The sequence below is a fragment of the Phenylobacterium soli genome, from assembly GCF_003254475.1.
Classification (GTDB): domain Bacteria; phylum Pseudomonadota; class Alphaproteobacteria; order Caulobacterales; family Caulobacteraceae; genus Phenylobacterium; species Phenylobacterium soli.
Genome location: NZ_QFYQ01000001.1, coordinates 1,081,030 through 1,107,280 on the forward strand (window position 1 = coordinate 1,081,030; position 26,251 = coordinate 1,107,280).

The 26,251-nt window shown below is 71.0% G+C and carries 26 protein-coding genes; 11 read left to right on the plus strand and 15 right to left on the minus strand.

Annotation, left to right across the window (positions count from 1 at the left end; genetic code table 11):
- Genes ccoS through ccoN form a run of 8 tightly spaced genes read right to left on the minus strand, consistent with a single transcriptional unit; the run spans window position 1 to window position 7,751 of the window.
- The gene (ccoS, locus tag DJ017_RS05420; protein WP_111527751.1) at window positions 1–156 is read right to left on the minus strand and encodes a cbb3-type cytochrome oxidase assembly protein CcoS; all 156 of its coding nucleotides are present in this window, start codon (window positions 154–156) and stop codon (window positions 1–3) included.
- The gene (locus DJ017_RS05425) at window positions 153–2,321 is read right to left on the minus strand and encodes a heavy metal translocating P-type ATPase (protein ID WP_377284537.1); all 2,169 of its coding nucleotides are present in this window, start codon (window positions 2,319–2,321) and stop codon (window positions 153–155) included. The genes ccoS and DJ017_RS05425 overlap by 4 nt, the downstream gene beginning before the upstream one ends.
- The gene (locus DJ017_RS05430) at window positions 2,318–2,818 is read right to left on the minus strand and encodes a FixH family protein (protein ID WP_111527753.1); all 501 of its coding nucleotides are present in this window, start codon (window positions 2,816–2,818) and stop codon (window positions 2,318–2,320) included. Before DJ017_RS05430 ends, DJ017_RS05425 begins: the two co-directional genes overlap by 4 nt.
- Window positions 2,815–4,308, minus strand: a complete 1,494-nt coding sequence (gene ccoG / locus DJ017_RS05435) for a cytochrome c oxidase accessory protein CcoG (RefSeq protein WP_111527754.1) — start codon at window positions 4,306–4,308, stop codon at window positions 2,815–2,817. The genes DJ017_RS05430 and ccoG overlap by 4 nt, the downstream gene beginning before the upstream one ends.
- A gap of 5 nt (window positions 4,309–4,313) precedes the next feature.
- Entirely contained in the window at window positions 4,314–5,180 is an 867-nt protein-coding gene (ccoP, locus tag DJ017_RS05440; RefSeq protein ID WP_111527755.1) for a cytochrome-c oxidase, cbb3-type subunit III, read from the minus strand.
- On the minus strand, window positions 5,173–5,346 hold the full coding sequence (locus DJ017_RS05445) for a cbb3-type cytochrome c oxidase subunit 3 (protein WP_111527756.1): 174 nt from the start codon (window positions 5,344–5,346) through the stop codon (window positions 5,173–5,175). The genes ccoP and DJ017_RS05445 overlap by 8 nt, the downstream gene beginning before the upstream one ends.
- Complete coding sequence (gene ccoO / locus DJ017_RS05450) at window positions 5,343–6,077, minus strand: cytochrome-c oxidase, cbb3-type subunit II (protein ID WP_111527757.1); 735 nt, start codon at window positions 6,075–6,077, stop codon at window positions 5,343–5,345. The genes DJ017_RS05445 and ccoO overlap by 4 nt, the downstream gene beginning before the upstream one ends.
- A gap of 12 nt (window positions 6,078–6,089) precedes the next feature.
- Window positions 6,090–7,751: a cytochrome-c oxidase, cbb3-type subunit I gene (gene ccoN, locus DJ017_RS05455; RefSeq protein WP_111527758.1), complete on the minus strand. Its 1,662-nt coding sequence runs from the start codon at window positions 7,749–7,751 to the stop codon at window positions 6,090–6,092.
- A gap of 161 nt (window positions 7,752–7,912) precedes the next feature.
- On the opposite strand from ccoN, the gene DJ017_RS05460 reads away from it, so the two are divergent.
- Window positions 7,913–8,191, plus strand: coding sequence for a hypothetical protein (locus DJ017_RS05460; protein WP_111527759.1), 279 nt, complete (start codon window positions 7,913–7,915; stop codon window positions 8,189–8,191).
- On the opposite strand, the gene DJ017_RS05465 is transcribed toward DJ017_RS05460, so the two are convergent.
- The 4 genes from DJ017_RS05465 to DJ017_RS05480 all read right to left on the minus strand — a co-directional run bounded on the left by DJ017_RS05465 (window position 8,172) and on the right by DJ017_RS05480 (window position 12,175).
- Window positions 8,172–8,534, minus strand: a complete 363-nt coding sequence (locus tag DJ017_RS05465; RefSeq protein WP_111527760.1) for a c-type cytochrome — start codon at window positions 8,532–8,534, stop codon at window positions 8,172–8,174. The two genes, DJ017_RS05460 and DJ017_RS05465, sit on opposite strands and share 20 nt — an antisense overlap.
- 10 nt (window positions 8,535–8,544) lie before the next feature.
- Entirely contained in the window at window positions 8,545–9,843 is a 1,299-nt protein-coding gene (locus DJ017_RS05470) for an NRAMP family divalent metal transporter (protein ID WP_111527761.1), read from the minus strand.
- A gap of 237 nt (window positions 9,844–10,080) precedes the next feature.
- A complete protein-coding gene (fixJ, locus tag DJ017_RS05475; protein WP_111527762.1) occupies window positions 10,081–10,689 on the minus strand; it encodes a response regulator FixJ in 609 nt (202 codons plus the stop codon).
- Window positions 10,682–12,175 carry a PAS domain S-box protein gene (locus DJ017_RS05480; RefSeq protein ID WP_111527763.1) on the minus strand — a complete coding sequence of 498 codons (1,494 nt, stop codon included), beginning with the start codon at window positions 12,173–12,175 and terminating at the stop codon, window positions 10,682–10,684. Before DJ017_RS05480 ends, fixJ begins: the two co-directional genes overlap by 8 nt.
- A gap of 193 nt (window positions 12,176–12,368) precedes the next feature.
- Here DJ017_RS05480 and DJ017_RS05485 point away from each other — a divergent pair, with 193 nt between their 5' ends.
- Window positions 12,369–12,620, plus strand: coding sequence for a hypothetical protein (locus DJ017_RS05485; protein ID WP_111527764.1), 252 nt, complete (start codon window positions 12,369–12,371; stop codon window positions 12,618–12,620).
- A 178-nt stretch (window positions 12,621–12,798) separates the two neighbouring features.
- On the opposite strand, the gene DJ017_RS05490 is transcribed toward DJ017_RS05485, so the two are convergent.
- Window positions 12,799–15,474 (minus strand): bifunctional acetate--CoA ligase family protein/GNAT family N-acetyltransferase, encoded by a 2,676-nt coding sequence (locus DJ017_RS05490; RefSeq protein WP_111527765.1) that lies wholly within the window; start codon window positions 15,472–15,474, stop codon window positions 12,799–12,801.
- A gap of 114 nt (window positions 15,475–15,588) precedes the next feature.
- Here DJ017_RS05490 and DJ017_RS05495 point away from each other — a divergent pair, with 114 nt between their 5' ends.
- Entirely contained in the window at window positions 15,589–16,590 is a 1,002-nt protein-coding gene (locus tag DJ017_RS05495; protein WP_111527766.1) for a zinc-dependent alcohol dehydrogenase family protein, read from the plus strand.
- Between the two features lie 30 nt (window positions 16,591–16,620).
- Here DJ017_RS05495 and DJ017_RS05500 read toward each other — a convergent pair whose 3' ends face one another.
- Together DJ017_RS05500 and DJ017_RS05505 are read right to left on the minus strand one after the other, a co-directional pair.
- Window positions 16,621–17,532 (minus strand): universal stress protein, encoded by a 912-nt coding sequence (locus DJ017_RS05500; protein WP_133255387.1) that lies wholly within the window; start codon window positions 17,530–17,532, stop codon window positions 16,621–16,623.
- Window positions 17,533–17,598: 66 nt separating this feature from the next.
- Window positions 17,599–18,204, minus strand: coding sequence for an NAD(P)H-dependent oxidoreductase (locus DJ017_RS05505; RefSeq protein WP_111527768.1), 606 nt, complete (start codon window positions 18,202–18,204; stop codon window positions 17,599–17,601).
- Window positions 18,205–18,340: 136 nt separating this feature from the next.
- On the opposite strand from DJ017_RS05505, the gene DJ017_RS05510 reads away from it, so the two are divergent.
- The 8 genes from DJ017_RS05510 to DJ017_RS05545 all read left to right on the plus strand — a co-directional run bounded on the left by DJ017_RS05510 (window position 18,341) and on the right by DJ017_RS05545 (window position 26,250).
- Complete coding sequence (locus DJ017_RS05510; RefSeq protein WP_111527769.1) at window positions 18,341–19,900, plus strand: thymidine phosphorylase family protein; 1,560 nt, start codon at window positions 18,341–18,343, stop codon at window positions 19,898–19,900.
- Window positions 19,897–20,775: a ribose-phosphate diphosphokinase gene (locus tag DJ017_RS05515; RefSeq protein ID WP_111527770.1), complete on the plus strand. Its 879-nt coding sequence runs from the start codon at window positions 19,897–19,899 to the stop codon at window positions 20,773–20,775. Before DJ017_RS05510 ends, DJ017_RS05515 begins: the two co-directional genes overlap by 4 nt.
- 3 nt (window positions 20,776–20,778) lie before the next feature.
- Window positions 20,779–22,374 carry an MBL fold metallo-hydrolase gene (locus tag DJ017_RS05520; protein ID WP_111527771.1) on the plus strand — a complete coding sequence of 532 codons (1,596 nt, stop codon included), beginning with the start codon at window positions 20,779–20,781 and terminating at the stop codon, window positions 22,372–22,374.
- 80 nt (window positions 22,375–22,454) lie between these two features.
- The gene (locus DJ017_RS05525; RefSeq protein WP_111527772.1) at window positions 22,455–22,760 is read left to right on the plus strand and encodes a hypothetical protein; all 306 of its coding nucleotides are present in this window, start codon (window positions 22,455–22,457) and stop codon (window positions 22,758–22,760) included.
- Window positions 22,761–22,779: 19 nt separating this feature from the next.
- Window positions 22,780–23,136 carry a c-type cytochrome gene (locus DJ017_RS05530; RefSeq protein ID WP_111527773.1) on the plus strand — a complete coding sequence of 119 codons (357 nt, stop codon included), beginning with the start codon at window positions 22,780–22,782 and terminating at the stop codon, window positions 23,134–23,136.
- A gap of 252 nt (window positions 23,137–23,388) precedes the next feature.
- On the plus strand, window positions 23,389–23,910 hold the full coding sequence (locus tag DJ017_RS05535) for a hypothetical protein (protein ID WP_111527774.1): 522 nt from the start codon (window positions 23,389–23,391) through the stop codon (window positions 23,908–23,910).
- Window positions 23,911–24,221: 311 nt separating this feature from the next.
- Window positions 24,222–25,655 (plus strand): L,D-transpeptidase family protein, encoded by a 1,434-nt coding sequence (locus DJ017_RS05540; RefSeq protein WP_133255388.1) that lies wholly within the window; start codon window positions 24,222–24,224, stop codon window positions 25,653–25,655.
- Between the two features lie 37 nt (window positions 25,656–25,692).
- Entirely contained in the window at window positions 25,693–26,250 is a 558-nt protein-coding gene (locus DJ017_RS05545; RefSeq protein ID WP_111527776.1) for a DUF882 domain-containing protein, read from the plus strand.
- Window position 26,251 lies beyond the last annotated feature (1 nt).

Sequence of the window (26,251 nt, forward strand, 5' to 3'; positions counted from 1 at the left end):
CTAGAGCGGGCGGTCGTCGTCGTCGTCGAGAAGGATGCGGGAGGCGTCGCCCACCGGGTCGTCGTACTGGCCGGCCCGCAGCGTCCACCAGAAGGCGCCCAGCGCCATCAGGCCGAGGCCGACCGAGAAGGGGGCGAGGAACAGGACGATGTTCATTTGCGGCCTCCCATGCGGAGCGCGTTCAGGGTGACGAGCAGCGAGGAGCCGGACATGGCGATGGCCGCCACGAAGGGATTCACCAGGCCGAACATGGCGGCCGGCGCGGCCACCACGTTGTAGAGGGCGGCGAGGCCGAAGTTCTCCAGCGCCCGGGTGCGGGCCTGGCGGGCGGTGTCGATCGCCTCGACCACGGCCATCAGACCCTCGCCGGAGAACACCAGGTCGGCGGCGTTCTGGCTGGCTTCCAGCGCCGTGCCCGGCGCCATGGCGGCGTGCGCCTTGGCGAGGGCGGCCGCGTCGTTCAGGCCGTCGCCCACCATCAGGGCCTTCCGGCCCTTGGCGGCCATGGCCTCGAGGGCCTCGGCCTTCTCGAAGGGCGAGAGGCCGGCGCGCCAGACGCGGACGCCGACGGTCTCGGCGACCCGGGCCACCGGGGTGGCGAGGTCGCCCGACAGGATCTCGACAGTCAGGCCGCGGGCCTTCAGGGCGGCGACCGCCTGGACGGCGTCCGGGCGCAGGGTGTCGGAGAAGCGGAATCGGACCGGGGCGTGGCCCTCTTCGGCGAACCACAGCTCGGTCTCGCCGTCGCCCTCGGTCTCAGCGCCCACGAACGCGGCGCGGCCGAGGCGCGCGGGGCGGCCGTCGATCAGGCCTTCGACGCCGAGGCCGGCGTGTTCCTTGGCCTCGGCCGCGACGACGCCGATCCCGGCCTCGGCGGCCAGCGCCTTGGCCAGCGGATGGCGCGAGGCCCGCGCCAGCGGCGCGGCGCGCAGCAGCGCGACTTCGTCGGCCTCGATCAGTTGCGGCCGGCCCTCGGTCAGCACGCCGGTCTTGTCGAAGACCACGTGATCGACCTCGGCCAGGCGCTCGAGCGCGGCGCCGGACTTGACCAGCACGCCCTTGCGGAAGAGGCGCGCGGAGGCGGTGATTTGCACGGCCGGAACCGCGAGGCCGAGCGCGCAGGGGCAGGTGATGATCAGCACCGCCACGGCGCGCAGCAGCGCCTCGCGCGGGCCAAGGCCCAGGGCCCAGCCGCCGGCGAAGGTCAGGGCCGCGGCGAGGTGCACCACGGGCACGTAGAGGCCGGCGGCCTTGTCGGCCAGCTGGACGTATTTCGACTTGGACTGGGCGCCGGCCTCGACCAGGCGGGCGATCGCCGCCACCGCGGAGTCCTCGGAGCGGGCCGCGGCCTTGAGGGTGATCACGCCCGAGAGGTTCAGGGCGCCGGCGCGCACGGCGTTGCCTGCAGTGGCGGCGGCCGGCGTCGTCTCGCCGGTCAGCAGGGCGTTGTCGAGGTCGGTGGCGCCGGTCTCGATCACCCCATCCACCGGGATACGTTCGCCGGGCCGGACCACCAGGAGATCGCCGACGGCGACCTCGGAGAGCGGCGCGCGATGCTCGCGGCCCTGGGCGTCGAGCCGGGTGGCGGCGGGCGCCTGCATGGCCAGGAGGTCGCCGGCCGCGCCGCGCGCCTTGGCCCGCAGCTGATGGTCCAGCCAGCGGCCGATGAGCAGCAGGAAGAGCAGAGAGACGGCGGCGTCGAAATAGGTGTCGCGGCCGTGCAGCAGGGTCTCGGAGAAGCTGATCAGGAGGGTGAGGATCACGCCCACCGAGATCGGCACGTCCATGTTGGCGCGGCGGCGCTTCAGCGAGTTCCAGGCCGACTGGAAGAACGGCAGGCCGGCGTAGATGGCGCAGGGCCCGCCGACGGCGGCGGCGAACCACTGCATCACGGTGCGCGTCGCCGGGCCGAGCTCCTGGCCGAAGATCCCGGCCCACAGCGGCACCGAGAACATCATGGTGTTCATCGCCCCGAAGCCGGCGACGGCCAGCGCCAGGATCAGCCGGCGGCCTTCCTTGTCGTGGGCGACCTGGGCCTGGGCCGGATCGTAAGGGGTCGCCGGATAGCCGAGCTTGTCCAGCGCCTCGACCACCTTGGCCGCATCGCCGGCCGCGCCGTCGAAGCCGACGGTGAGCTTGCCGGTGGTCAGGTTCAGCCGCGCCGAGGCGACGCCCGGCAGGCCCTGCACCTCGCGCTCGATCTTGGCCAAGCAGTTGGCGCAGCGCGCGCCCTTCACCAAGAGGTCGAGGCTGCGCGCGCCGTCTTCGCGCTTGCGCAGGAAGGCGGAGTAGTCGGGCGCCGGCGCCGCCGGATAGGTCAGGGCCACGTCAGCCTCCGCTCGGCCATGAACAGATGGCCGGCCGAGTCGCGGGCTTCGGCGGTCAGGTCCCAGGCTCCGGCAAGGCCGCCGACGCGCGCCTCGTAGCGGCCGGCGGCCACTTCCTTGAAGGCGGCGTTGATGCGGCCGCTCTCGGTGGCCGGCCGCTCCAGCTTGGCCGAGATGCGCAGGTCGCGCACCGGCTGGCCCTTGGCGTCCTCGACCAGCAGCACCACCGCCGTCGGCTCGGCCGCCGCGGCGGCCTTCCAGCCCAGCTTCTCCTGGGCGGCGATCTGGGCGAGCTTCTTGTTGTAGAGCAGCCCATCCTCGTAGGGCGTGACCGAAACCTCGCCCGGGAAGGTCCTGTAGGCCATCACCGCGAAGCTGACGTCGACGGCGATCACCACCCCGAAGAAGCCGACGATGATCGCCAGGAAGTGCCAGCCGGTGAACCGGAAGCCGCGCGGACGGGCTTCGCCGACGACGGAGAGATGGCTCATCGCAGGTCTCCCGAGATGAAGGTGGTCTTCGCCTCGGCCGTGTCGGTGTCCGAGCGGACCTCGAACTCGGCGGGGACGTTGGTGGCCATGGTCGCGCCCTTGGGGGCGATCACGAACACGCGGAACGACTGGTCCTGGTTGCCGGCCACCTTGAACTGCAGCGGGCCGGTCACCGAGTCGGCGCCAGGGGTCTTCATCCGCGCGCCGGGCACGCCCTTGAAGGTCACCGTGACGGTCTTCGGATAGAAGGTCCGATTGACGATCTTCAGGGTGTAGCCGTTGCGGATCGAGCCGTCCTGCAGGCGCACATAGACCGGGTTGCGGTCACGCAGGGCGTGCACGTCCAGGAAGGTCCGGTTCATCAGGCCCCAGAGCATCAGGCCCGAGACCAGCACCAGGGCCGCCGAGTAGTAGATCGTACGCGAACGGAGGAGGCGGTAGGCCGCCGGCTCCTTCTTGGCGCGCAGGGCCACGGCGTGGTCGGTGTCGAAGAAGATCAGGTCCTTGGGCCGGCCGACCTTCACCATGATGTCGTTGCAGGCGTCGATGCACAGGCCACAGTTGATGCACTCGAGCTGCGGGCCGTTGCGGATGTCGATGCCCATCGGGCAGGCGACCACGCACTGGTTGCAGTCGATGCAGTCGCCGCGGCCTTCCCAGGTCTGGCCCTTCTTGTGCGGCCCGCGCGGCTCGCCGCGGTCATAGCGGTAGGTGACCTGCAGCGAGTGGTCGTCGAGCATGGCGCCCTGGATGCGGGGCCACGGGCACATGTAGGTGCAGACCTGCTCGCGCATGTAGCCGGCGAGCAGATAGGTGGTGGCCGTCAGCACGCCGCACGAGATGTAGGCGGTGAGCGGCGCCTGGCCGACCCAGAAGTCGCGGATCAGCGAGGGCGCGTCGTGGAAGTAGAAGATCCACGCGCCGCCGGTGCCGAAGGCGATGCCCAGCCACACCACGTGCTTGCCGGTCTTGCGCCAGGCCTTGTTGAAGCTCATCGGCTCGGCGTCGAGCCGCATGCGGGCGTTGCGGTCGCCTTCGAACAGGCGCTCCACATAGATGTAGAGGTCGGTCCAGACCGTCTGCGGGCAGGCGTAGCCGCACCAAAGCCGGCCGAACAGCGCCGTGATCAGGAACAGCGCCAGGGCCGCCATCACCAGCAGGCCGGTGATGAAATAGACCTCCTGCGGCCACAGCTGCAGGAAGAAGAAGTAGAAGCGGCGGCCGGTGAAGTCGACCAGCACCGCCTGTTGCGGCAGGCCCTCGGGCCGGTGCCAGCGAATCCACGGGGTGACGTAGTAGACGCCCAGCGTGGCGATCAGGACCGCCCACTTGATGCGCCGCCACGTGCCGTGGACCAGCTTCGGATAGATCGGTACGCGCGATTGATAGAGTCCGCCCCCCGAACCCTTCTTCTGCCGCACCCGCTCCGCCGCGGAGACGGGGTCGGACCCCTTCTCCGGCGGCTTGGTGCGATCGATGACGACGGTCACTGCAACTACTGACCCCCTGCGTTGGCGTGGACGTAGACGGTGAGGGCTTTGATGGTCTCAGGGTCGAAGCGCTTGCCCCAGGTCGGCATGACGCCGCCGCGGCCGTTCCAGATCTGCCCGCGGATGTCGGCGCGGGTCGGGCCGTAGAGCCACTCGTTGTCGGTCAGGTTCGGCGCGCCCTTCGCCTGGTCGCCGGTTCCAGTGACCCCGTGGCACGACGCGCACTGGTCCCGATAGAGCGTCACCGCCCGGTACACCGCGGCCTTGTTGGCCGGACGGTGCGACAGCGCCACCACATACTCGGTCAGGTCGTCGATCTCGTTCTCCTTGAGGAGCTGATCGCGGCCGAAGGCCGGCATCTGGGTGGAGACCGCCGTGGGCTCGCCGGTGCGCACGCCGTAGGTGATGGTGTGCTGGATCTGCTCCAGGGTGCCGCCATGCAGCCAGACGTCGTCGCGCAGATTCGGATACCCCTTGCCGCCGGTGCCGCCGGCGCCGTGGCAGGTGGCGCAGTTGTCGCCGAACACCGAGGCGCCGAGCGCCAGGGCGTAGCTCTGCAGCTCCGGGTCCTTCTCGATCTGCTCGAGCGAGGCGCCCTTCAGCTTGATCGCCTCGGCGCCGCGCTGGGCCCGCAGCTCGGCGAGCTGCTTGTCCACGTTGGCGCGCGCCGAGTTGTGCATCAGGCCGTGGGTGTAGCCGGTCAGGCCCGGCCAGGCCGGCATCAGCACCCAGTAGACGACGGACCAGAGCACGCAGGCCCAGAACACCCACAGCCACCAGCGGGGCAGCGGGTTGTCCAGCTCGCGGATGCCGTCCCACTCGTGGCCGGTGGTCTCGACACCCGTATGCTCGTCGACCTTACGCTCAGACATGGTCGCTCTCGTCCTTCTCGAGCGGGAGTTTGGAGAGGCGGTCGAACGCCTCCTTGTGCTTGGGCCACAGGGCGTAGGCGGTGCCGGCCGCGAAGATCAGGCCGAAGTAGATGAGGCCGCCTTGCTGCGCGAACTTGGCCACCATCTCGTAGGTCAGGCCGCTCATCGCATGTTCCTCGGGTCTTCGGCGTGATAGGTGCGGAAGTCGACGAGGGTGCCGAGCATCTGCAGGTAGGCGATCAGGGCGTCCATCTCGGTCACCTTGTCCGGGTTCCCGTCGAAGTCGCGCTGGTTGACCTTGGCGCCGTAGCGCGCCTGCAGACCCTTGGGGCTGGCGAACGGATCGGCCTGGTCTTCGACGTCCTTGGCCGCGTTCTTCACGTCGTCGGCCGTGTAGGGCACGCCGACCTTCTGCATGGCTTCGAGCTTCTGCTGGATGTCGTGGTAGTCCAGCTCCTTCTCGGCCAGGAACTTGTAGGGCGGCATCACCGATTCCGGCACCACGGCCCGCGGGTCCTCCAGGTGCTGCTTGTGCCAGCTGTCGGAGTACTTGCCGCCGACGCGCGCCAGGTCAGGCCCGGTGCGCTTGGAGCCCCACTGGAACGGGTGGTCGTACATGCTCTCGGCCGCCAGGCTGTAGTGGCCGTAGCGCTCCACCTCGTCGCGCAGCGGACGGATCATCTGCGAGTGGCAGAGGTAGCAGCCCTCGCGGACGTAGATGTCCCGGCCGGCCAGCTCGAGGGGGGTGTAGGGACGCACGCCCTGCACCTTCTCGATCGTGCTCTCCAGCCAGAAGAGCGGGGTGATCTCCACCAGGCCGCCGATGGCGACGACGATGAGGATCCCGATGACGAGCAGCAGGGAGTGCCGCTCCAGCTTTGCGTGATGTTTCCACATGGGAGGAGGCCCCTATTCCGCCGCCAGCGCGGCCGCGGGGGCGAGATCGATGGCCGTCGTCTTCGAGGATTCGACGCTCGGCATGCGGATCGTACGCCACACGTTGTAGGACATGATCACCGCACCCGAGAGGTACATGAGCCCCCCGATCGCGCGGATGACGTTTTCGATGTGCTTGGCCGCGACGGTCTCGACGAAGGAGTTGGCCAGGAAGCCCTGCGGCGTGTACTCGCGCCACATCAGGCCCTCCATGATGCCGGAGACCCACATCGCCGCGATGTAGAGCAGGATGCCCGTCGTCGCGATCCAGAAGTGCCACTCGATCAGACGGTTCGAGTACATCCCCTGCTTCTTCCAGAGCCACGGCACGAGGCAGTAGACGGCGCCGAAGGAGATGAAGCCGACCCAGCCCAGCGCGCCGGAGTGCACGTGGCCGATCGTCCAGTCGGTGTAGTGGCTGAGCGCGTTGACCGCGCGGATCGACATCAGCGGGCCTTCGAAGGTCGACATGCCGTAGAAGGCGATCGAGACGACCATCATGCGGACCACCGGGTCGGTGCGCAGCTTGTCCCACGCGCCCGAGAGGGTCATCAGGCCGTTGATCATGCCGCCCCAGGACGGCATCCACAGCATGATCGAGAAGGTCATGCCGAGCGTCTGCGCCCACTGCGGCAGGGCCGTGTAGTGCAGGTGGTGCGGGCCGGCCCAGATGTAGATGAAGATCAGCGCCCAGAAGTGCACGATCGACAGGCGGTAGGAGTAGACCGGCCGCTCAACCCGCTTGGGCACGAAGTAGTACATCATCGCCAGGAAGCCGGCGGTGAGGAAGAAGCCCACGGCGTTGTGGCCGTACCACCACTGGGTCAGCGCGTCCTGGACCCCGGCGAAGGCCGAGTAGCTGCGGTGGTTCAGCAGGCTGACCGGCATCGCCAGGTTGTTGACGATGTGCAGCATCGCGATGGTCACGATGAAGGCCAGGTAGAACCAGTTGGCCACGTAGATGTGCGGCTCGCGGCGCTTCCAGATGGTGCCGAGGAAGACCAGCAGATAGGCCACCCAGACGATCGTCAGCCACAGGTCGACGTACCATTCCGGCTCGGCGTACTCGCGGCTCTGGGTGATGCCGGCCAGGTAGCCGGTCGCCGCCAGCACGATGAACAGCTGGTAGCCCCAGAACACGAACCACGGCCAGATGCCGCCGGCCAGGCGCGCCTTGCAGGTGCGCTGGACCACGTAGAAGGAGGTCGCCATCAGCGCGTTGCCGCCGAAGGCGAAGATCACGCCCGAGGTGTGCAGCGGCCGCAGGCGTCCGAAGTTCAGCCACGGGATGTCGGGGAAGTAGAGCTGGTTCGGCCACGAGAGCTGCGAGGCGATCAGCACGCCGACGAGCATGCCGACCACGCCCCAGAACATGGTGGCGATCACCCCTGCTCGGACGACGCCATCCTCGTATCGGGTCTGGTCGGATTTGAACCGGCCGTCCGAGAGGCCGATCGTCATCACCGCGGCGGCGAGGACGAAGGCTCCCAAGAAGATGTAGCCGGAGAACCGGAACAGCGGGTCCTGGCTGAAGGCGGTCATGAGCAGGGAGACGAATGCTCCCACGGCCACGAACGCAAAAAGGAGGACGGCGTCAAAGGGCGCCTCCCCCCGCGGTTTGCTGAGAACTGACATGTATCCCCGACAACGCTTTGGTGGGTCGCGGCCCTGATGCGCCTTTCCGCATTGCGCGACCTTGATCTGCATCAAGGCGCGCGTCGGGCGCATGCATGAGGAAGCTTGATCCGACCGGGGCTTGCGTCCCCGGATGCGTACCGCCGAGAGGCCCTTCAGTGATGACCCGTTCCGCTTCCCGCATCACCCTGAGTTCCGGCCTGACGATCGCCGGCGCGGCGAGCTTCATCGGCGCCGCCGTCTCCGGCGAGATCGCCGTCGTCCACATGCGCTGGATGGCGCAGACCTATGGCGCGATCTGCGGCTCGGAAGGCCTGCCCCACTGCGCCGCCTGCCCGACGGCGGTCGGGCTGCTGATGAGCGGTCTGGCCCTGCTGGCCGCGGCGGCCGGCGAGCGCCGCCGGCTGATCGGATCCCGGGTCAGCTCGCGCGGCCGGTAAGGCTGCGCATATAGGCCACCACCGCCGTCGTCTCCTCCGGGGTGACGTAGATCGGCGGCATCTCCACGTGCCCGTTCCGCGAGATCTCGCCGATCGCCGCGGCGAGCTGGGCGTCGCTGCGCGTGCGCGCCAGATCACGGAAGGCCGGGGCCCGCGGATGGGCGCTGGCGCCGCTCGGGCCGGTGGCGTGGCAGCCGGCGCAGGCACGCTCGACGAAGGCGCGGCCGGACGCGTTGCCGGCGGCGGGGCCGGGGGCCGGCGCGGTCGCGGTCGTGCAGGCGGCGGCCGCCAGGGCGAGGCCGGAAACGACCAGAGCGACGAGCAGCGAGGCGCGGGTCTGCATTTTCAGGACCTCAGGCTGGGAAGACGAACATGGCGAGCACCGCCAGGGCCATGACGGCGGTGGCCGCCCAGCCGAAGATCCGCATGCCCGTGGTGGCGACGTAGCGGCCCATCTCGTGGCGACGCGAGCCGACCAGCATCATGCCGGCCATGATCGGCACCGAGATGACGCCGTTGATCACCGCGCTCCAGAACAGCGCCTTGATCGGATCCAGCGGCGAGAAGACCACGCCCAGGGCCAGGAGCATGGCCGCGGCGATGACCGAGTAGAAGCCCGGCGCTTCCCAGGGCTCGTGCTCCAGGCCCATCTTCCAGTCGAAGGACTCGGCCACGGCGTAGGCGGCAGAGCCAGCCAGCACCGGCACGGCCAGCAGGCCTGTGCCGACGATGCCGAGGCTGAACAGGCCGAACGCCATGGGCCCGGCGATCGGCTTCAGGGCCAGGGCCGCGTCGGCCGAGGTCTGGATGTCGGTCTTGCCGGCCACGTGCAGGGTCGCGGCGGTGGTCAGGATGATGAAGAAGGCGATCAGGTTCGAGAACAGCATCCCGACCACCGTGTCCCAGCGGATGCGGTTCAGCTCGCGCTTGGCCTTGGCGCCGGAGGAATGCAGCAGGTCGTGCTCGTGGTTGGCCTCGAGCTCCTCGACCTCTTCCGAGCTCTGCCAGAAGAACAGGTAGGGGCTGATCGTGGTGCCGAACACCGCGACCACGACGGTCAGGGCCTCGGAGGTCAGCGGCATCTGCGGCGCCAGGGTGCGGGTCAGCACCTCGCCCCAGTCGATCCGCACGGTGAAGATCACGCCGAGGTAGGCGAACAGCGCCAGCGTCAGCCACTTCAGGACATGGACATAGCGGTGGTAGGGCACGAACAGCTGCAGCAGCAGCGAGGCTGCGGCGAACACCACCGTGAGCGCCTTGGCGTCCCAGCCGGTGACCAGCTCGGCGGCGGCGCCCATGGCGCCGATGTCGGCGCCGATGTTGACCGTGTTGGCGATGAACAGCAGGGCCACCAGCAGGCCGACCACCTGGCGCGGCAGCACCTTGCCCATGTTGGCCGCCAGGCCGCGGCCGGTGACCCGGCCGATGCGCGCGCTGATCAGCTGGACGGCGACCATCAGCGGATAGGTCAGCACCACCGTCCAGAGCATGTTGGGGCCGAACTGGGCGCCCGCCTGGGAATAGGTGGCGACGCCGGACGGATCGTCGTCCGCGGCGCCGGTGATCAGCCCCGGGCCGAGCCGGCTGAGGAGGCCCGGCGGCCGGCGTCGGCGGCGATAGAGCGAGGAGGGCCGGTGGCGGCTCTGGGTCATGGCGCCTCGTAAGTAACGCCCGACCCGAAGCCGGCGTCTACCTCTTCGTCTTGCCGAAGGACGAGACCGCGAAGAGGGTCAGCATGAACGCCGCATAGGCGACGACCACCATGCCCAGGTACAGTTGTTGGCCCGACATGCCCGGCTCCCTTGTGAACTCGAGCTGACATGACGCAAGCCTTTGCCTGAAGGTACTCGGGGCTATCCCTTAAGGGGTTCTACGTATCCTTACGTAAACTACTCGCGTTCCGCGGCGAGCGTCATCCGCACCAGCTCGGAGAGGCTGGCGGCGCCCATCTTGGTCATGACGTTGGCGCGGTAGATCTCCACCGTCCGCGGGCTGATGCCGAGGTCGTAGGCGATCACCTTATTGGCCTGGCCGGCGACCAGCCCCTGCAGCACCTCGCGCTCGCGGGTGGAGAGCGAGGCCAGCTTGCCGCGGATGCCGGCCAGCTCGTCGCTGCGCTGGGCCTGGTCCTCGGCCTGGGCGAGGGCGGCGCGGATGGCGGTCAGCAGGGCCTCGTCGTCGAACGGCTTCTCGATGAAGTCGTGGACCCCGGCCTTCATCGCCTCGATCGCCAGCGGCACGTCGGCATGGCCGGTCATGACGATGATCGGCAGGGTGACGCCGAGCGTCTTCAGCCGCTGGATGAGCTCGAGCCCGCTCATCTCGGGCATGCGCACGTCGGTGACGATACAGCCCGGCTCCAGGTGCTTCACGTGCTCGAGGAAGACCACCGCCGACTCGTAGGTCTTGTTCGCCAGATCCGCCGACTCCAGCAGGAAGGACAAGGAATCGCGCATGGCCGCATCGTCGTCGATCACATGCACCACGCCGCTATTCATCCGCCATCTCCTCCGTCTCGGCCAGGCGCAGGGTGAAGTGGAACTCCGCCCCGCCCTCCGGCGCGCGCTCAACCCAGATCCGTCCGCCGTGCGCCTCGATGATGGTGCGCGAGATCGAAAGGCCCACGCCCATGCCGGTCGCCTTGGTGGTGACGAACGGCTGGAACAGCTGGGCCGCCACCTCGTCGGAGACGCCGGGCCCGGTGTCGGACACCACCACCTCGGCGAGGTCCTCCGGCCCGCGCTGGACCGCCACCGTCAGCTCCTTGCGCGGGCCGCCCTCCATGGCGTCAACCGCGTTGCGGATCAGGTTCAGCAGCACCTGCTGGATCTGCACCTTGTCGGCCAGCACCAGGTCCACGCCGCGGTCGTAGCGGAAGCGGACGCGCACGCCGTGCTCCTTGGCGCCGACCAGGGCCAGGGCGCTCGCTTCCTGCACCAGCTTGGGCAGGCTCTCCACCCGCCGCTCGGTGTCGCCGCGGCTGACGAAGTCGCGCAGCCGCCGGATGATCTGGCCGGCGCGCAGGGCCTGCTCCGAGGCCTTCTCCAGGGCGTCGTTCAGCCGCTCCACGGGAACCTCGGGCTGGGCCAGCAGGCGGATCGAGCCCTTCAGGTAATTGGCGATCGCCGACAGCGGCTGGTTCAGCTCGTGGGCCAGGGCAGAGGCCATTTCGCCCATCGCGGTCAGGCGCGAGACGTGGACCAGCTCGGACTGCAGCTCCTGCAGCCGGCGTTCGGTGGTCTGGCGCTCGGTGAGGTCGCGGACGAAGCCGGTGAAGAACCGGGCGTGGGGCGAGCGCGCCTCGCCCACCGCCAGCTCCATCGGGAAGGTCGAGCCGTCCTTGCGCTCGCCCACGACCACCCGGCCGATGCCGATGATCCGCCGCTCGCCGGTGGTCATGTAGCGATGCAGGTAGGAGTCGTGCTCCTCGCGGTAGGGCGCGGGCATGAGCATGGAGACGTTGCGGCCGATCACCTCGTCCGGCGTCCAGCCGAACAGCCGCTGCGCCGCCTGGCTGAACGACTGCATGACGCCGACTTCGTCGATGACGATCATGGCGTCGGGCACGGTGTCCAGGACCGACTGCAGGTGGGCCTCGCGGTCCATCATGCTGCGGGCGATCTCGTCGGTGCGCCGCCGGGCCCGCTGGAACCACTCGCCGCCGATCACCACCGCCGTCGCGCCGACCACGAACATCCCGGCGGCGAAGTATTCGGGGGTGTTGATGTGGCCGCGCAGCAGCGGCGGGGCGAGGCCGAGCGCGACGCCGAGCGCCGTGGCCAGGATCCCGGGCAAGGCGCCGCCCAGGGCCGCTCCGGCGACCACCGCCGGGATGTAGAGCGAGAAGCCGAGGGCGCTGTCGCCCATGTAGGGATCGAGGCTCAGGCGCAGGAGGAGCGCCAGCACCGCACCCAGGGCCGCTGCGCCGCAGCCCGTCAGCAGGGCGCGGGAAGAGCGCGGCGGCGGAGAATCGTTGCGAGCCATCAGATCCTGAGCGTGAGCGGTGGCGGGAACCTGCCCCGTGGGCTGCGTCGCGGCAAGCCCCCGCTAGGCCGACGCCGGCCCCGGCGGCGGCTACGTAGCATCCCGTAAGGTCGAAACCCTAAGGAGCAGACACGAATGGCGGGGGAAGGCGCAGGTCCGTAACCCTTGGGCCAACGAACGAATGGAGACAGTGATGTCGGAAGCCCTCGCCCATACCGCCGCCCACCCCGCCCTGGTGTCGCGCCCCGTGCTGCGCGCCGACGAGCCGGCCAGCTACCTGATGCTGAACCCGCAGGGCCAGGCCGCCTGGACGACCGATCCGGTCACCGCCACCAGCTTCGCCTCGATGCGAGAGGCGATGCGGGCGGCCATGCGTCTCCCCTCGAACCTGCGCGCCTTCGGCCTGCTGCGTGACGTCGAAGTCGCGCTCAGCAAGCCCCACTGACCGACGACGGCCTTACCTCCCCCAATCCCCCTCCGTCGTCGTTGTAGCCGAGCGCGTTCCCCCGACGCGCTCCTTGCGAGCGCCGTCCAGCCGGTCCCCCCTCTCCTCCCGGCTGGCGGCGCTCTTTTCTTTAGCCGACATCCGCAGCGGCCCTGAAGCGCCCCCTCAGGCCGCCTCCTCACGCCTCGGCCGGCTGCGCCTCGAGGCGTCGGGTCATCCGCACCCGCGCCGTGTCGTGGGCCGCCTCGGCGACGAAGCCCAGGTGGGCGGCCACCTCGCGCATCCGCTCGTTGTCGCGGGCCACGTCGCCCCACACCGTCGCGATGCCCTTGGCCGCCGCATAGTCGACCACCGCCTGCAGCAGGAACGAGCCGAGGCCCCGCGCCTGGCGGTCGCTGCGCACCATCAGGGCGAACTCGGCGGAGTCGCCTTCCGGGGCGCAGACCAGGCGGCCGACGCCGAGGATCTCGCCGGCCGGATTTTCGGCGATCAGCGCGATGTGCCGGTCGTAGTCGATCTGGGTCAGCCGCCGGGCGAGATCAGGCGTCAGGCGGCGCAGCCCGCCGGAGAATCGCAGGCGCACGTCCCGGTCCGAGGACAGGTCGACCATCTCGCACAGCCGGTCGGCGTCCGTCGGCCGGATCGGGCGAATGCGGAGGGTCTCGCCGCCCACCTCGATGTCGCGCGCCAGCTGCGCCGGATAGGGCAGGATCGCCAGCCGCGGCGTCTGGGCGTCCGGCGTGCGCACCCCGATGCGGGCGTCGACCGCGATGACCCCTTCGGCGTCACAGAGCAGGGGATTGATGTCGAGCTCGGTGACCTCGGGCAGGTCGCTCGCCAGGTCGCCCAGCGCGACCAGCACGCGCGCGAGCGCCTCGAGGTCGGCCGGCGGCCGGTCGCGATAGCCGGCGAGCAGCTTCGAGACCCGCGTGCGGGCGACCATGTCCCTGGCCAGGGCCGAATTCAGCGGCGGCAGGCCCAGGGCGCGGTCGGCCGTCACCTGCACCGCGACCCCGCCCTGGCCGACCATCACCACCGGGCCGAAGGTCGGATCCTGCACCAGGCCGGCCAGCAGCTCCTCGGCGTTGGGCCGTTCGATCATCGGCTCGACGATGAAGCCGTCGACGCGGGCCTCCGGGCGCAGCTTGGCGATCCGGCCCAGCATGTCGCGGGCGGCGAGCTCGGTCTCCGAGGCGCCTTCCAGCCCGAGCCGCACACCGCCCACGTCCGACTTGTGGCTGATGTCCCGCGACAGGATCTTCAGCACCACCTTGCCCTCCATGCGCCCGGCCGCCAGGCCTGCGCCGCCGGGCGTTGCGGCCGACTGGCTCTCCACCACCGGGACGCCATAGGCGCGCAGCACCGCGCGGGCCTCGGGGTCGGTCAGGGCGGTGCGGCCCTGGCGCAGCGCGTCCTCGACGATCTTGCGGGCGGTGGTCGGGTCGGTGGGGCCGGGGCCGGGCGGCGGCGCCTCGACCAGCAGCTCGTGGGTGCGGCGGGCGCGGACCAGCTGGCCAAAGGCGGTGATCGCCTGTTCGGGTGTGTCGTAGGTGGGGATCCGCGAGGTCGCGAATAGGCTGCGCGCGTCGGCCGTCCCGGCTTCGCCGAGCCAGGCCGTCAGCACCGGCTTGTGGCGCCGACCGGCCCGGGCCACGGCGTCGGCCGTCGCCTTGGCGGCCTCGGTGGAGGACGCCACCGCCACGGGACAGTTCAGGGCGAGGACCGCGTCGACCTCGGGGGCGTGCATCAGCACCTCCATGGCCTGGCCGTAGAGGGCCGGATGGGCGTCGCCGAGGATGTCCACCGGATTGCGCCGCGACCAATGCGCGGGCGCGATCCCGTCCAGGGCCGCGAGGGTCTCGGCCGAAAGCTCGGCGAGCGCCGCGCCCGCGCCCTCCAGCGCGTCCACCGCCAGCACGCCCGCCCCGCCGCCGTTGGTCAGGATCGCCAGCCGGTCGCCGGACGAGCGGACGCCGGCGCTGAACGCCTGGGCGGCCTCGAAAAGCTCGGCCAGGGTGTCGACCCGCAGCAGGCCGGCGCGGCGGAAGGCGGCGTCATAGACCGCGTCGGCGCCGGCCAGGGCGCCGGTGTGGGAAAAGGCGGCCTTGGCCCCGGCCGAGCTGCGGCCCGACTTGATCACCGCCACCGGCTTGCTGCGCGCCGCCGCGCGGGCCGCGCTCATGAACTTGCGGGCGTCGGCGACGCCCTCGAGGTAGAGCACGATCCCGTCGGTTTCGGCGTCGAGCGCCAGGTAGTCGAGCAGGTCGCCCACGTCCACGTCGGCGGAATCCCCCACCGTCACGATGTGCGAGAAGCCCACCCCATGCGGCGGCGCCCAGTCCAGCGCCGCGGCCGCCACCGCCCCCGACTGCGCCACCAGCGCCAGATGTCCGGCCTGCGGCATGCGGTGGGCGAAGCTGGCGTTGATCCGGTGCAGCGGCGACAGGAAGCCCAGGCAGTTGGGGCCGACGATCCGCATCAGGTGCGGCCGGGCGGCGTCCAGCACCGCCTGTTTCAGCTCGGCCTCGCGCCCGCCGCTTTCGAAGCCGGCGCTGATCACCACGGCGGCGCGGCAGCCCTTCTGACCAAGCGCCGTCACCAGCGCCGGGACCGTCTCGGCCGGCGTCGCGATGACCGCCAGGTCCGGGACCTGCGGCAGGTCCTCGATGCGCGCGTGGACGGCCTGTCCCTGGATCTCGCCGCCCTTCGGATTGACCAGCATCACGGGACCGGAGAACCCCGCCGAGAGCAGGTTGCGGGTGATCACCTCGCCGACCGAGCCCGGCCGGGCCGAGGCTCCGACGAAGGCGATGGCGCGCGGCTCGAAGAGGGCGTCGAGATTGCGTGTCGTCATGTCGAACGTCTTGTCCCAAGGAGGACCGGAGCAGCGTTGATACGCGTCAACCTGTTCCCATTTTGCGGGCGCCGCGGATAGTCTCGGCGGCGTCTTCACGCTGCGAGGCGCTGCATGCTCGCCATGGTCTGCCGGCCGCCCGGCCGGCTGCTCTGCAAAGAGGTCCGGCCCGCGCCGCAGCCGGGGCCGGGCGAGGTGCGCCTGAAGGTGCGGGCCTGCGGCGTCTGCCGCACCGACCTGCATGTGGTCGACGGCGACCTGCCGCCGGTGCGGCCGTCGATCGTCCCGGGACACGAGATCATCGGCGTTGTCGACGCCGTGGGGCCGGGCGTTTCCGGGGTTTCGCCGGGCGACCGGCTCGGCGTCCCCTGGCTGGGCGAGACCTGCGGCAGATGCCGCTACTGCCTGGCCGACGAGGAGAACCTCTGCGACGCCCCGGGCTTCACCGGATGGACCCGCGACGGCGGCTACGCCGAGGCGGTGGTGGCCCGCGCCGACTTCTGCTTCCCGATCCCCGACGAACTCGCCGACCCCGAGGCCGCGCCGCTGATGTGCGCCGGCCTGATCGGCTACCGCTGCTGGAAGAAGACGGCCGAGCACCGGCCGGTGGAGCGGCTGGGTCTTTACGGCTTCGGGGCCGCGGCCCATCTGCTGGCCCAGCTCGCCATCTGGACCGGGCAGCAGGTCTACGCCTTCACGCGCGAGGGCGATGCGGCGGCGCAGGGTCTGGCGCGCGACCTCGGCTGCGCCTGGGCCGGCGGCTCGGACCAGCCGCCCCCCGAACCCCTCGACGCGGCGATCATCTTCGCACCGGTGGGCGCCCTCGTTCCCGCCGCCCTCAGGGCGGTGCGCAAGGGCGGGACCGTCGTCTGCGGCGGCATCCACATGAGCGAGATCCCGGCCCTTCCCTATTCCATCCTCTGGGAGGAGCGGCGGCTGGTCTCGGTCGCCAACCTCACCCGCCAGGACGGGCGCGAGTACCTGCCCCTTGCCGCCCGGGCCGGGGTGCGCCCGCACGTGAAGACCTATGGCCTCGAAGACGCGAACGCCGCCCTGCAGGATCTGCGGGACGGCGCCTTCGCGGGGGCTGCGGTGCTCCTGCCTCCCGAGAGTTGAGGCAAGGGCGGGGGAGAGCTCGCGTCGAGCCTAGTGGCTCATCAGGATGAAGCGCTGGGGGTTGGCCAGCAGGTCGCGGGTGACGCCGCCGAAGAACCATTCGTTCATCCGGCTGTGGCCGTAGCAGCCGGCGACGATCAGGTCGGCGCCGATCGCCTTGGCTTCCTCGTTCAGCACCTGGCAGACCTTTTCGTCGGGCGCCTGGACGGCCTTGCCGCGCGCTTTCACGCCGTGGCGCTTCAGGCCCTCGGCCACTTCGGCGGCGTGGAACTGGGCGTCGCCGACGGCCTCGGCCTCGTCGCAGATCTCGACCACCACGACGTCGTCGGCCTTGGCCAGCAGCGGCAGGGCGTCGGCGATCGCGCGGCGGGACTCGCGGGTCTCCTTCCAGGCGATGACCACGGCCTTCGCCTTCAAGGTCCCGCCGGCCGGCGGGGCGACCAGCACCGGGCGGCCGGCCAGCAGCACCAGCTCGGCGGGATCGGCCGAGCGATAGCCGTCCTCGCCCTCCAGCGGCATGCCGCCGGCGACGATGACGTCGGCGCCGCGGGCCACCCGGGCCATGGCGTCACAGGGCTTGTCCTCGACCTTGCGCCATTCGTGGCGCACGCCCTTGGCCGCCTTGGTGAAATCGGTCTCGGCGTGGGCTAGGTTGTCCTGCACCTGCTCGCGCAGGGCGGTCAGCACCTGGGCGTCCCAGGAACCGTAGGGGTCGGCGAACATCACCGGCTGCACCAGCTCGGCGCCGAGCCCGATCAGCAGGGCGTCGCAGCCCTTGGCCAGGTCCACGGCCGCCGCCAGGCGCGGGGCGGCGGGCTTGCCGGGCTCCACATGGACGAGGATCGTCTTCCAGCCCAGGTCGGCCGCCGCAAGCTCGGCGCCCTTGGCGGGCGCGTCCTTGACGAGATCCATGTCGAGCTCCTTCTCTCCCGAAAGTTGCATGGAAGGTGCCTCTGGGCAGGGCGCGCCGAAATTCGGGTCTTTCGCTTAAGGGGTTTTCCGGAGCCGCTAGAGAAGGCCCGACCCGGCGCCGAAGCAGCGGCGCACGGCGGCGCGGACGCCCTTCAGGATCTCGCCCGCCGCCTCGGCGGTGATGCCCGGCACGATGCCGCCGTTGTGGATGTGCTCCACCAGCGTCATGCCGCAGACTGCCGCCACGTGGCTGTCGAACACCGCCGTCAGGGCGTTCAGCGCCCCGGTGTCGCGCACCCACGCTTCGGGCGCCCCGGAGGTGGTGAAGCTGATCAGATGGCGGCCGGAGAGCAGGGGGTCGGTGCCGTGCAGGGCCGGCTCGTAGCCGAAGCCGAGGCTGAACACCCGGTCCACATAGCCCTTCAGGATCGCCGGCGGGGCGTTGAACCACAGGGGGTAGACGAAGCCGAACACGTCGCAGTCGGCGATCTGTTTGCGCTCCGCCGCCACGTCGTCGCCGAACCGCGCGCCGGCGGGGCCGGGGATCTCCTCGGCCTTGAGGCATGGGTCGAATCCCATGCGGTAGAGGTCGCGCACGACGCTGTCGTGGCCCATCGCCCTGGCTTCCTCGGCATAGGCCTGCGCGATCGCGCAGGTCAGACTATCGGGATTGGGGTGGGCGACGACGATGGCGTGCTTCATGACGGGGCCTCCTGTGCATTGCATGGAACACACGGGTAGGCTGCAAGGCCTTGATCGAGATCATGCGCGCCGATCCGCGCTTTGATCGAGATCAGGGGCGGGACGCTTTGGCGCATGCCACTAACGGGCGGTGGAAATGAAACCTGACCTCCTGAATCCGGGCCCGTCCGGCGGCGCCGCGCCCAGCGTCCGAAGCGGGCCCGCGCCCCTTCGGGCCAAGCTCGTGGCCGTCGACACCTTCCGTGAAAACGTCGTCCTCCTGCCGCGCAACAGCCCGGCGGTCCGTCCCGAGCGCCTGGCCGGCCTGCGCAAGGTCGAAGTGCGTGCGGGCGAGCTCAGCCTCCTCGCCGTGCCCAACATCAGCGACGATCCGACCGCCGTCGGCCTCGACGAGGTCGGGCTGACCCAGCCGGCGTTCCGGCGCCTGGGCGTGAAGCCCGGCGACTACGTCACCATCGCGCCGGCGCAGCCAGCCCGCACCCTGGCCGCCGTGCGCGCCAAGATCATCGGCGCGACCCTGTCGGACGCCGACTACGTCGACATCGCCCGCGATCTCGCCAACCACCGCTGGTCGGACATGGAGATCGCCGCCTTCCTGGTCGCCTGCGCCAGCTTCATGACGCCCGAGGAGACCCTCGCCCTTACCAAGGGGATGATCGCCGCCGGCCGCACGCTCACCTGGGACCACGGCTCCATGGTGGTGGACAAGCACTGCATCGGCGGCGTGCCGGGCAACCGCACCTCGCTGATCGTGGCGCCGATCGTCGCCGCCCACGGCCTGATCATCCCCAAGACCTCCTCGCGGGCCATCACCTCGCCGTCCGGCACCGCCGACACCATGGAGGTCTTCGCCCGCGTCGATCTCGACGAGCAGGAGATGCGCGCCGTGGTCGAGCGCTGCAACGGCTGCGTCGTCTGGGGCGGTCGGGTGAACCTGTCGCCGGCCGACGATGTGCTGATCTCGGTGGAGCGGCCGCTGTCGATCGACACGCCCGAGCAGATGGTCGCCTCGATTCTCTCCAAGAAGGTCGCCGCCGGCTCGACCCACCTCGTCCTCGACATTCCGGTGGGGCCGACCGCCAAGGTGCGCGATACGCGCTCGGCCGTGCGCCTCAAGAAGCTGTTCGAGCACATCGCCGAGGGGGTCGGGCTCAACGTCGAGGTGCTGATCACCGAAGCCGTCGAGCCGATCGGCCGCGGCATCGGCCCGGTGCTCGAGGCGCGCGACGTCATGGCCGTGCTGGAGAACCGCGAGGACGCGCCGGCGGACCTGCGCGAGAAGGCCATCCGCCTTGCCGGGCGGGTGCTGGAGAACGATCCCGCCCTGCACGGCGGGGCCGGCGAGCGCCGGGCCCGCGAGCTTCTCGAAGGCGGCGCGGCCAAGGCCAAGCTCGAGCAGATCTGCGAGGCCCAGGGCCCCTCGCCGGTCAGCAACCGCGCCGGCGACATGGTCCACGAGATCCGCGCCAAGCGCTCCGGCCACGTGGCGGCCATCGACTGCCTGCGGATCGCCGGCATCGCCCGGCTGGCTGGCGCGCCGACCGACCCAGGCGCCGGCATCGAGATCCTGCGCAAGACCGGCTCGGCGGTGTCGAGCGGCGATCCGCTCTACCGGATCTACGGCTCCGAGCCGTCCGACTTCGCCTTCGCCATCGAGGCGGCGGGCGAGGATCCGGGCGTGAGGCTGGAGACGTGACCGCCGCCGTCTTCGCCTTCTCGGAGGATCTCGCGCCTGCGACGCGTCTCGCCGAAGCCCTCGGCCGGCCGCTCCGGGAGATCGCCCTGCACCGCTTCCCCGACGGCGAGAGTCTGCCGCAGGTGGGGCAGGGGGCGGAGGTGGCGATCCTCTACCGCGCCCTCGAGGATCCGGACCCCAAGCTCATGCCTCTGCTGCTCGCGGCCGACGCCCTGCGGCGGGCCGGCGCGCGCCGGCTGGTGCTCGTCGCCCCCTACATGCCCTACCTGCGCCAGGACATGGTGTTCGAGCCGGGCCAGCCGCTCAGCCGTGACGTCATGGGCGCGCTGCTCGGCCCGGCCTTCGACCGCATCGTCACGGTCGAGCCGCACCTGCACCGGACGAGCGACCTGACGCCGGTGTTCGCCGGCCGGCCGGTCACGGTGCTCTCCGCCTCCGCGCTCCTCGCCGACGCGATCGGACCGGCCGGCGATCCCCTGATCATCGGCCCGGACGCCGAGTCCGCGCCCTGGGCCCAGGCCGTCGCCGACCGGCTCGGCGCCGGTTGCCTGGTGTTCGAGAAGCAGCGCTACGGTGATCGGCACGTGCGCCTGACGCTGCCCGAGGACGCCGAGATCGCCGGCCGCCGCGTCGCCATCGTCGACGACATCTGCTCGTCCGGCGGCACCTTGGCCGAGGCGGTGAAGGCGGTGGTCGCCCGGGGCGCCGAGACCACCGAGATCGCCGTCGTCCACGCCCTGTTCGACGCGCGCGCCGAGGCCAGGCTCATGCGGGCCGGGGCGCGGCGGATCGTCTCCACCGATGCGGTGGAGCACCCGACCAACGCCATCCATCTGGCGGGCCTGCTCGCGGGCGCGCTCGAACAGGAGTTCTGATCCTTGCCCGTCAAGCTGACCTTCCACGGCGCCGCCGGCTGCGTCACCGGTTTCTGCGCGCGGCTCGAGACCCCGCAGGCCACGCTGCTGATCGATTGCGGCATGTTCCAGGGCTCCAAGACCCTGAAGCAGCTCAACTACGGCGCCTTTCCCTTCGACCCGAAGGAGATCCACGCGGTCCTCCTGACCCACGCTCACATCGACCACTCGGGCCTCCTGCCCAAACTGATGAAGGCCGGCTTCGAGGGGCCGATCCACGCCACGGCCGGCACGCGGGACCTCTGCGCCATCATGCTGGCCGACGCCGGCGACATCCAGGAGAGCGAGGTCGCCCAGCTCAACCGCCGCAACGAGCGGCGCGGCCGCGATCCGGTGGAGCCGATCTACACCGCCCGCGACGCGCACGAGACCATGCGGCTGTTCAGTAAGGTGAAGCTCTACGAGCCGGTGGAGGTCGCGCCCGGCGTCACCGCCACCTACTGGAGCGCCGGCCACATCCTCGGCTCGGCCTCGATCGAGATCCATGTCGAGACGCCGGAGGGGCCGACGAGCTTTCTGTTCTCTGGCGACCTCGGTCCCGGCGGCCGCGACTACATCGAAGACCCGGACGGCCCTTCGGGCGTCGACCATCTCATCCTCGAATCCACCTACGGTGACCGCGAGCGCCTGGCCATCGACCCGGCCACGCGCCGCGCCATGTTGGCCGAGGAGATCAATGCGGCGCACGAGGCTGGCGGGCCGGTGCTGATGCCGGCCTTCGCGGTCGAGCGCACTCAGGAGCTGCTCGCCGACCTGCTGCAGCTGATGGACGACCGCCAGATCCCCGAGGCCGACATCTTCCTGGATTCGCCGCTCGCCATCGAGGCGACCGAGGTGTTCCGCGAGCGCGGCTACAATCGCTCCAGCGGCGTCAATCCGTTCGCCGGCCTGCATGCCGGCCAGCGGCTGAAGTTCCTCAAGGAGCCGTGGGAGAGCGATCAGCTCGAGCGCCTCTCCGGCTGGCACATCATCATGGCCGCCTCGGGCATGTGCGACGCCGGCCGGGTGCGCAAGCACCTGAAGCGCCTGCTGTGGCGGCGCCAGGCCACCGTGCTGATCACCGGCTACCAGGCGGTGGGGACACTCGGCCGCATCCTCCAGGGTGGGGCGCGCCGGGTGCGCATCCAGGGCGACGACGTGCAGGTCCGCGCCCGCATCCGCTCGCTCGACGTCTATTCCGGCCATGCCGACGCCACCGGCCTGGTCGCCTGGGCCCAGGCGCGCGCGCCGGCCGGCCAGGTCTTCCTGGCGCACGGCGAGCCCGAAGGACTTGCCGCCCTGCGCGGCCGCCTCGGCGCGGCGGGTGTGGCCGCCGACCGGATCGCCACGCCGGAGCTCGATGAGAGCTATCTGATCACCGATGGCGCCAGCGCCGCGGCCCCGCTCGGCGCGCCGCGCCTGCGGCCCCAGGCCGTGTCCACGCCCGACTGGCACAACCTGCGCAGCCAGCTTCTCCTGGAGCTCGACCAGCGGCTGGAGTCGGCGGGGGACGACGCCGCCCGCGAACGCATCCTGGCCCGCGCCCGGGCCCTGCTGGAGGAGCTCGCGCCGGCGGCCTGAGCCCGGCGCCGGCTTGACCTCGGTCAATGCGGCCGATCGGCGGCCAAGCTGATGTCGGCCCAGCAGCACGAGGAGCCGACATGGCCAGGTCCGTCACCCGCAAGGTCAGCCGCGACGTCCAGGACGTGGTGAGCGACGTGAAGCACACCCTGCAGAAGGCCGCGCCGCGCCTGCGCGACGATGGCCGCGAGGCCGCCGCCGAGTTCGCCGAACGCGCCGGCGTCGCCGCACGCAGGGCCGCCGGCCAGGCCCGCGTCCAGGGCAAGGCCCTCGCCGTCCGCGCCGCACGTGAGGCCAAGGCCCGACCGTTCGCCGCCGGCGCCATCTTCGCCGCCGTCGCCGCCCTCGTCGGCGTGGCGCTCTTCAGCCGCCCCCGCCGCGGTTGAGCCAATCGGGGAGGCCGCCATGCGCCGAACCTGTTCGACCCTGACCCTCACCCTGACCTTGACCTTGGCTGTCGGGGTCGCCGGCCCGACGCTGGCGGCCGCGCCTCCGGCCCCGGCCGTCGACCACGGCGCCGAGGTGGCCCAACGCTGCGCCGCGTGCCATGCGGTCGGGCGCGAAGGCGCCAGTCCCAACAACGGCGCGCCGCCGTTCCGCAAGCTCACCGCGCGCTACAATCCGATCGGCCTCGAGAAGGCGCTGAAGCGCATCGGCCGTTTCGGCCACTTCGAGATGCGGCCCCAGCAGATGAGCGACGCCGACATGGCCGACCTCGCCGCCTACATCGCCAGCCTCGAGGCGCCGCCGGCCGGCAAGTGACGCTGACCGTCACGCTTTGACGCCAATCAATTCGCGGCCCGCCGAACGGGGCTAGCAGGATAGTGTCCCGTCGTCTCGCGACAGGGCAGGGCTCGGCTGGACCGGCCAAGCCCGCCGTATCCAATGCCGCGGCACGCGACCGCCGGCGGCGGAGTGGGCAAGCTCAGGGCCGGGCCGTCCGTCCGTGCGGACGCGCCCGGTCTGCGGTCTTGGTCTGCGGTCTTGGTCTGCGGTCCTGAAACGGAGGCCCGCATGCGCCCACACCTCGTCCTCTCCTCCCTCCTTGCGGTGGCTGCGCTTGGCGCCTGCGCCGCCCAGCCCATGGCCAGGCCTGGCGAGGACAAGGGCATGGGCCGCGCGGTCCAGCAGCCCATGCGCGACCTCAGCCTCATCCGCGACGCGGCCCCGCCGGTGCTCACCCGCGCCGTCGCCGAGCCCTACGACCGCGAGCAGGTCAAGACCTGCGCCCAGGTGACCCACGAGCTCGCCGAGCTCGACACCGCCCTCGGCCCGGACCTCAAGCCTGGCGACAAGCCCGGCAGCGGCCTCAGCATCGGCGGTCTGGCGGCCGATCTCGTCGGCGGCGCCATCGGCCTGCCGTTCCGCGGCGTGGTCCGTCATGTCACCGGCGCCGAGCAACGCGACCGCGCCCTGCGCGCCGCCGTGCTGGCCGGCATGGTCCGCCGCGGCTTCCTCAAGGGGCGACTGGCCGAGATGACCTGTGAGCCGCCGCCCGCACCGACCACGACCGCCTCGGCCAACGCCGGCCCCTGAGATCGGGCCGGAAAGGCGGCCAGACCGGGCGTTCAGAAAAGTCGCGCGATTTGTTCTGGATCAAACACCCCCTCCAACCCGCCGCTACACAGAAGAGGCTTCGCTCTCGCCGGCGAAGCGGGTCCTGAGCTCCATGCGAGACCAGGGTCGGGCCGCAGTTGAACCCCCGAACCGGCTGCGGCGAATCTAGAGCGGGCCCGTCTTCGCCGGCGGGTCCGCTTTTCCTTTCTGGGGCGCGCTTCGCCACCGGTTCGCGGCCGGGTTGATCCGCCTCAAGGCGCCCGCCCGGCGCGACCTGCCATATGGCGTCCATGTTCCCGATCTCGTTCAGCGTCCGCGTTCCCGTCAGCCTCGCCGCCGCCGCCGGGGCGGTCTTCATGGCCGCCGTGGCCTGGGCCCAGCCGCCCGCCCCGACTCCCGCCGCGCCGCCGGCCCTTTCGGCGGCCGACCGGGCGCTGATGGTCCAGGCGCTGCGCGACACCGAGGAGGCGGCGGCCACCGGCGCCGAGGACGCCCAGCTCAAGGCCGCCGTGGTTCGCCACGCCCAGCGCGAGCTCGGCCAGCGGCTGCGTCCCAGCGCCGTCGACCGCATGTGGGCCGTCCAGCCGCCGCGCCGCGACGTGGCCGCCGAGCTCGCCGCCGCCCAGGCGGGCGGGCGTCTCGGGTCCTGGCTCGCGGCCCTCTCTCCCACGAACCGCCAGTACCGCCTGCTGCAGGCGGCCGAGCGCCGCTACGAGGCCATGGTCGCGGCCGGCGGCTGGACCAGCCTGCCGGGCAAGGCCAAGCTCAAGGAGGGCGACAGGAGCGCCGAGGTGGAGGCGCTGCGCGTGCGCCTGTCCGCCGAGGGCTACGGCCAGTCCACCGCCCCGGAACTCGACCGCTTCGATCCCGCGCTGACCGCTGCGCTCGCCGCCTTCCAGAGACGCCACAACCTGACCGACGACGGGGTGCTGGGGCCGGAGACGCGCACCGCGCTCAACGTCCCGGCCCAGGCCCGCCTGGACCAGATCCGCGCCAACCTCGAGCGCTGGCGCTGGATGCCCCGCAACCTGCCGGCCGAGCGGATGATGGTCGACATCGGCGGCCAGCGCGCCGCCCTGTTCCAGGGCGGTCGGCCGATCCTGCGCATGAAGATCGTGGTCGGCGATCCCAAGCACCACACCCCGATGTTCATCTCCAAGATCAACGCCGTGGTCTTCAATCCGCCGTGGCTCGTGCCGACCTCGATCGCCAGCAAGGAGATCTGGCCCAAGGTCCGGCGCGACCCGGGCTATCTGGCGCGCGGCGACTACATCGTCTCGAGCGGCCGGCTGATCCAGCAGCCGGGGCCCAAGAACTCGCTCGGCCAGTTGAAGTTCGACCTGCCGAGCCCGTTCGGAGTCTATCTGCACGACACGCCCAGCAAGGGCGCGTTCGGCAAGCGCAACCGCGCGCTCAGCCACGGCTGCATGCGGCTGGAGAAGCCGCGCGACCTCGCTGTCATCCTGCTCGCCCGCCAGGGCTGGAGCGAGGCCGACGTCGACCAGGCCATCGCCGCCGGCGCCACCCGCCGCGTGGATCTGAAGACCACCGTCCCGCTCTACGTCTCCTACTGGACCGTGGTCGCCGACGAGGCCGGCGAGATCGACTTCAAGTCCGACGTCTACGGCTGGGACCGCAAGCTGGCGGCGGCGCTGGGGCCCGAGCCCGTCCGCCGCGCCGCTTTGCCGCGCACCGGAACCGATTGCGCCGACCCGCGGAGGTAAGCCAAGGTTAGCTTCAGCTGGGCAGTCTGGAGCAACCATGCAGTCGCATCGCCGTGATCTTTTGAAGGGCGCCCTCGGCCTGGCCGGAGGATTGGCCGGCGGATTCGCTGGCGCGACGATGTTCGGCGGCGCGGCCAGGGCCGCCGCGGTCGAGCCGCGCAGCCTGTCGCTGCTCAACCTGCACACCGGCGAGAAGCTGAAGGCGACCTACTTCGAGGGCGGCGAGTACCTGCCCGACGCGCTCGAGGCGATGAACCGCCTGCTGCGCGACTTCCGCACCGGCGACGTCCACCCGATCGCGCCCAACCTGCTCGACCTCGTCAACACCCTGCAGGGCCGGCTGGACACCACCCAGACCGTCCACGTCATCTCCGGCTACCGCTCGCCCCACACCAACGCCCTGCTGCACGAACGCTCCAACGGCGTGGCGACCAAGAGCCTGCACATGCAGGGCCTGGCGATGGACATCCGCATCCCCGGCGTCGAGCTGGCCGACCTGCGCAACGCCGCCCTCGGCCTGCAGCGCGGCGGCGTCGGCTACTATCCGTCCTCCGACTTCGTCCACGTCGACGTCGGCCGCGTCCGCCGCTGGTGAT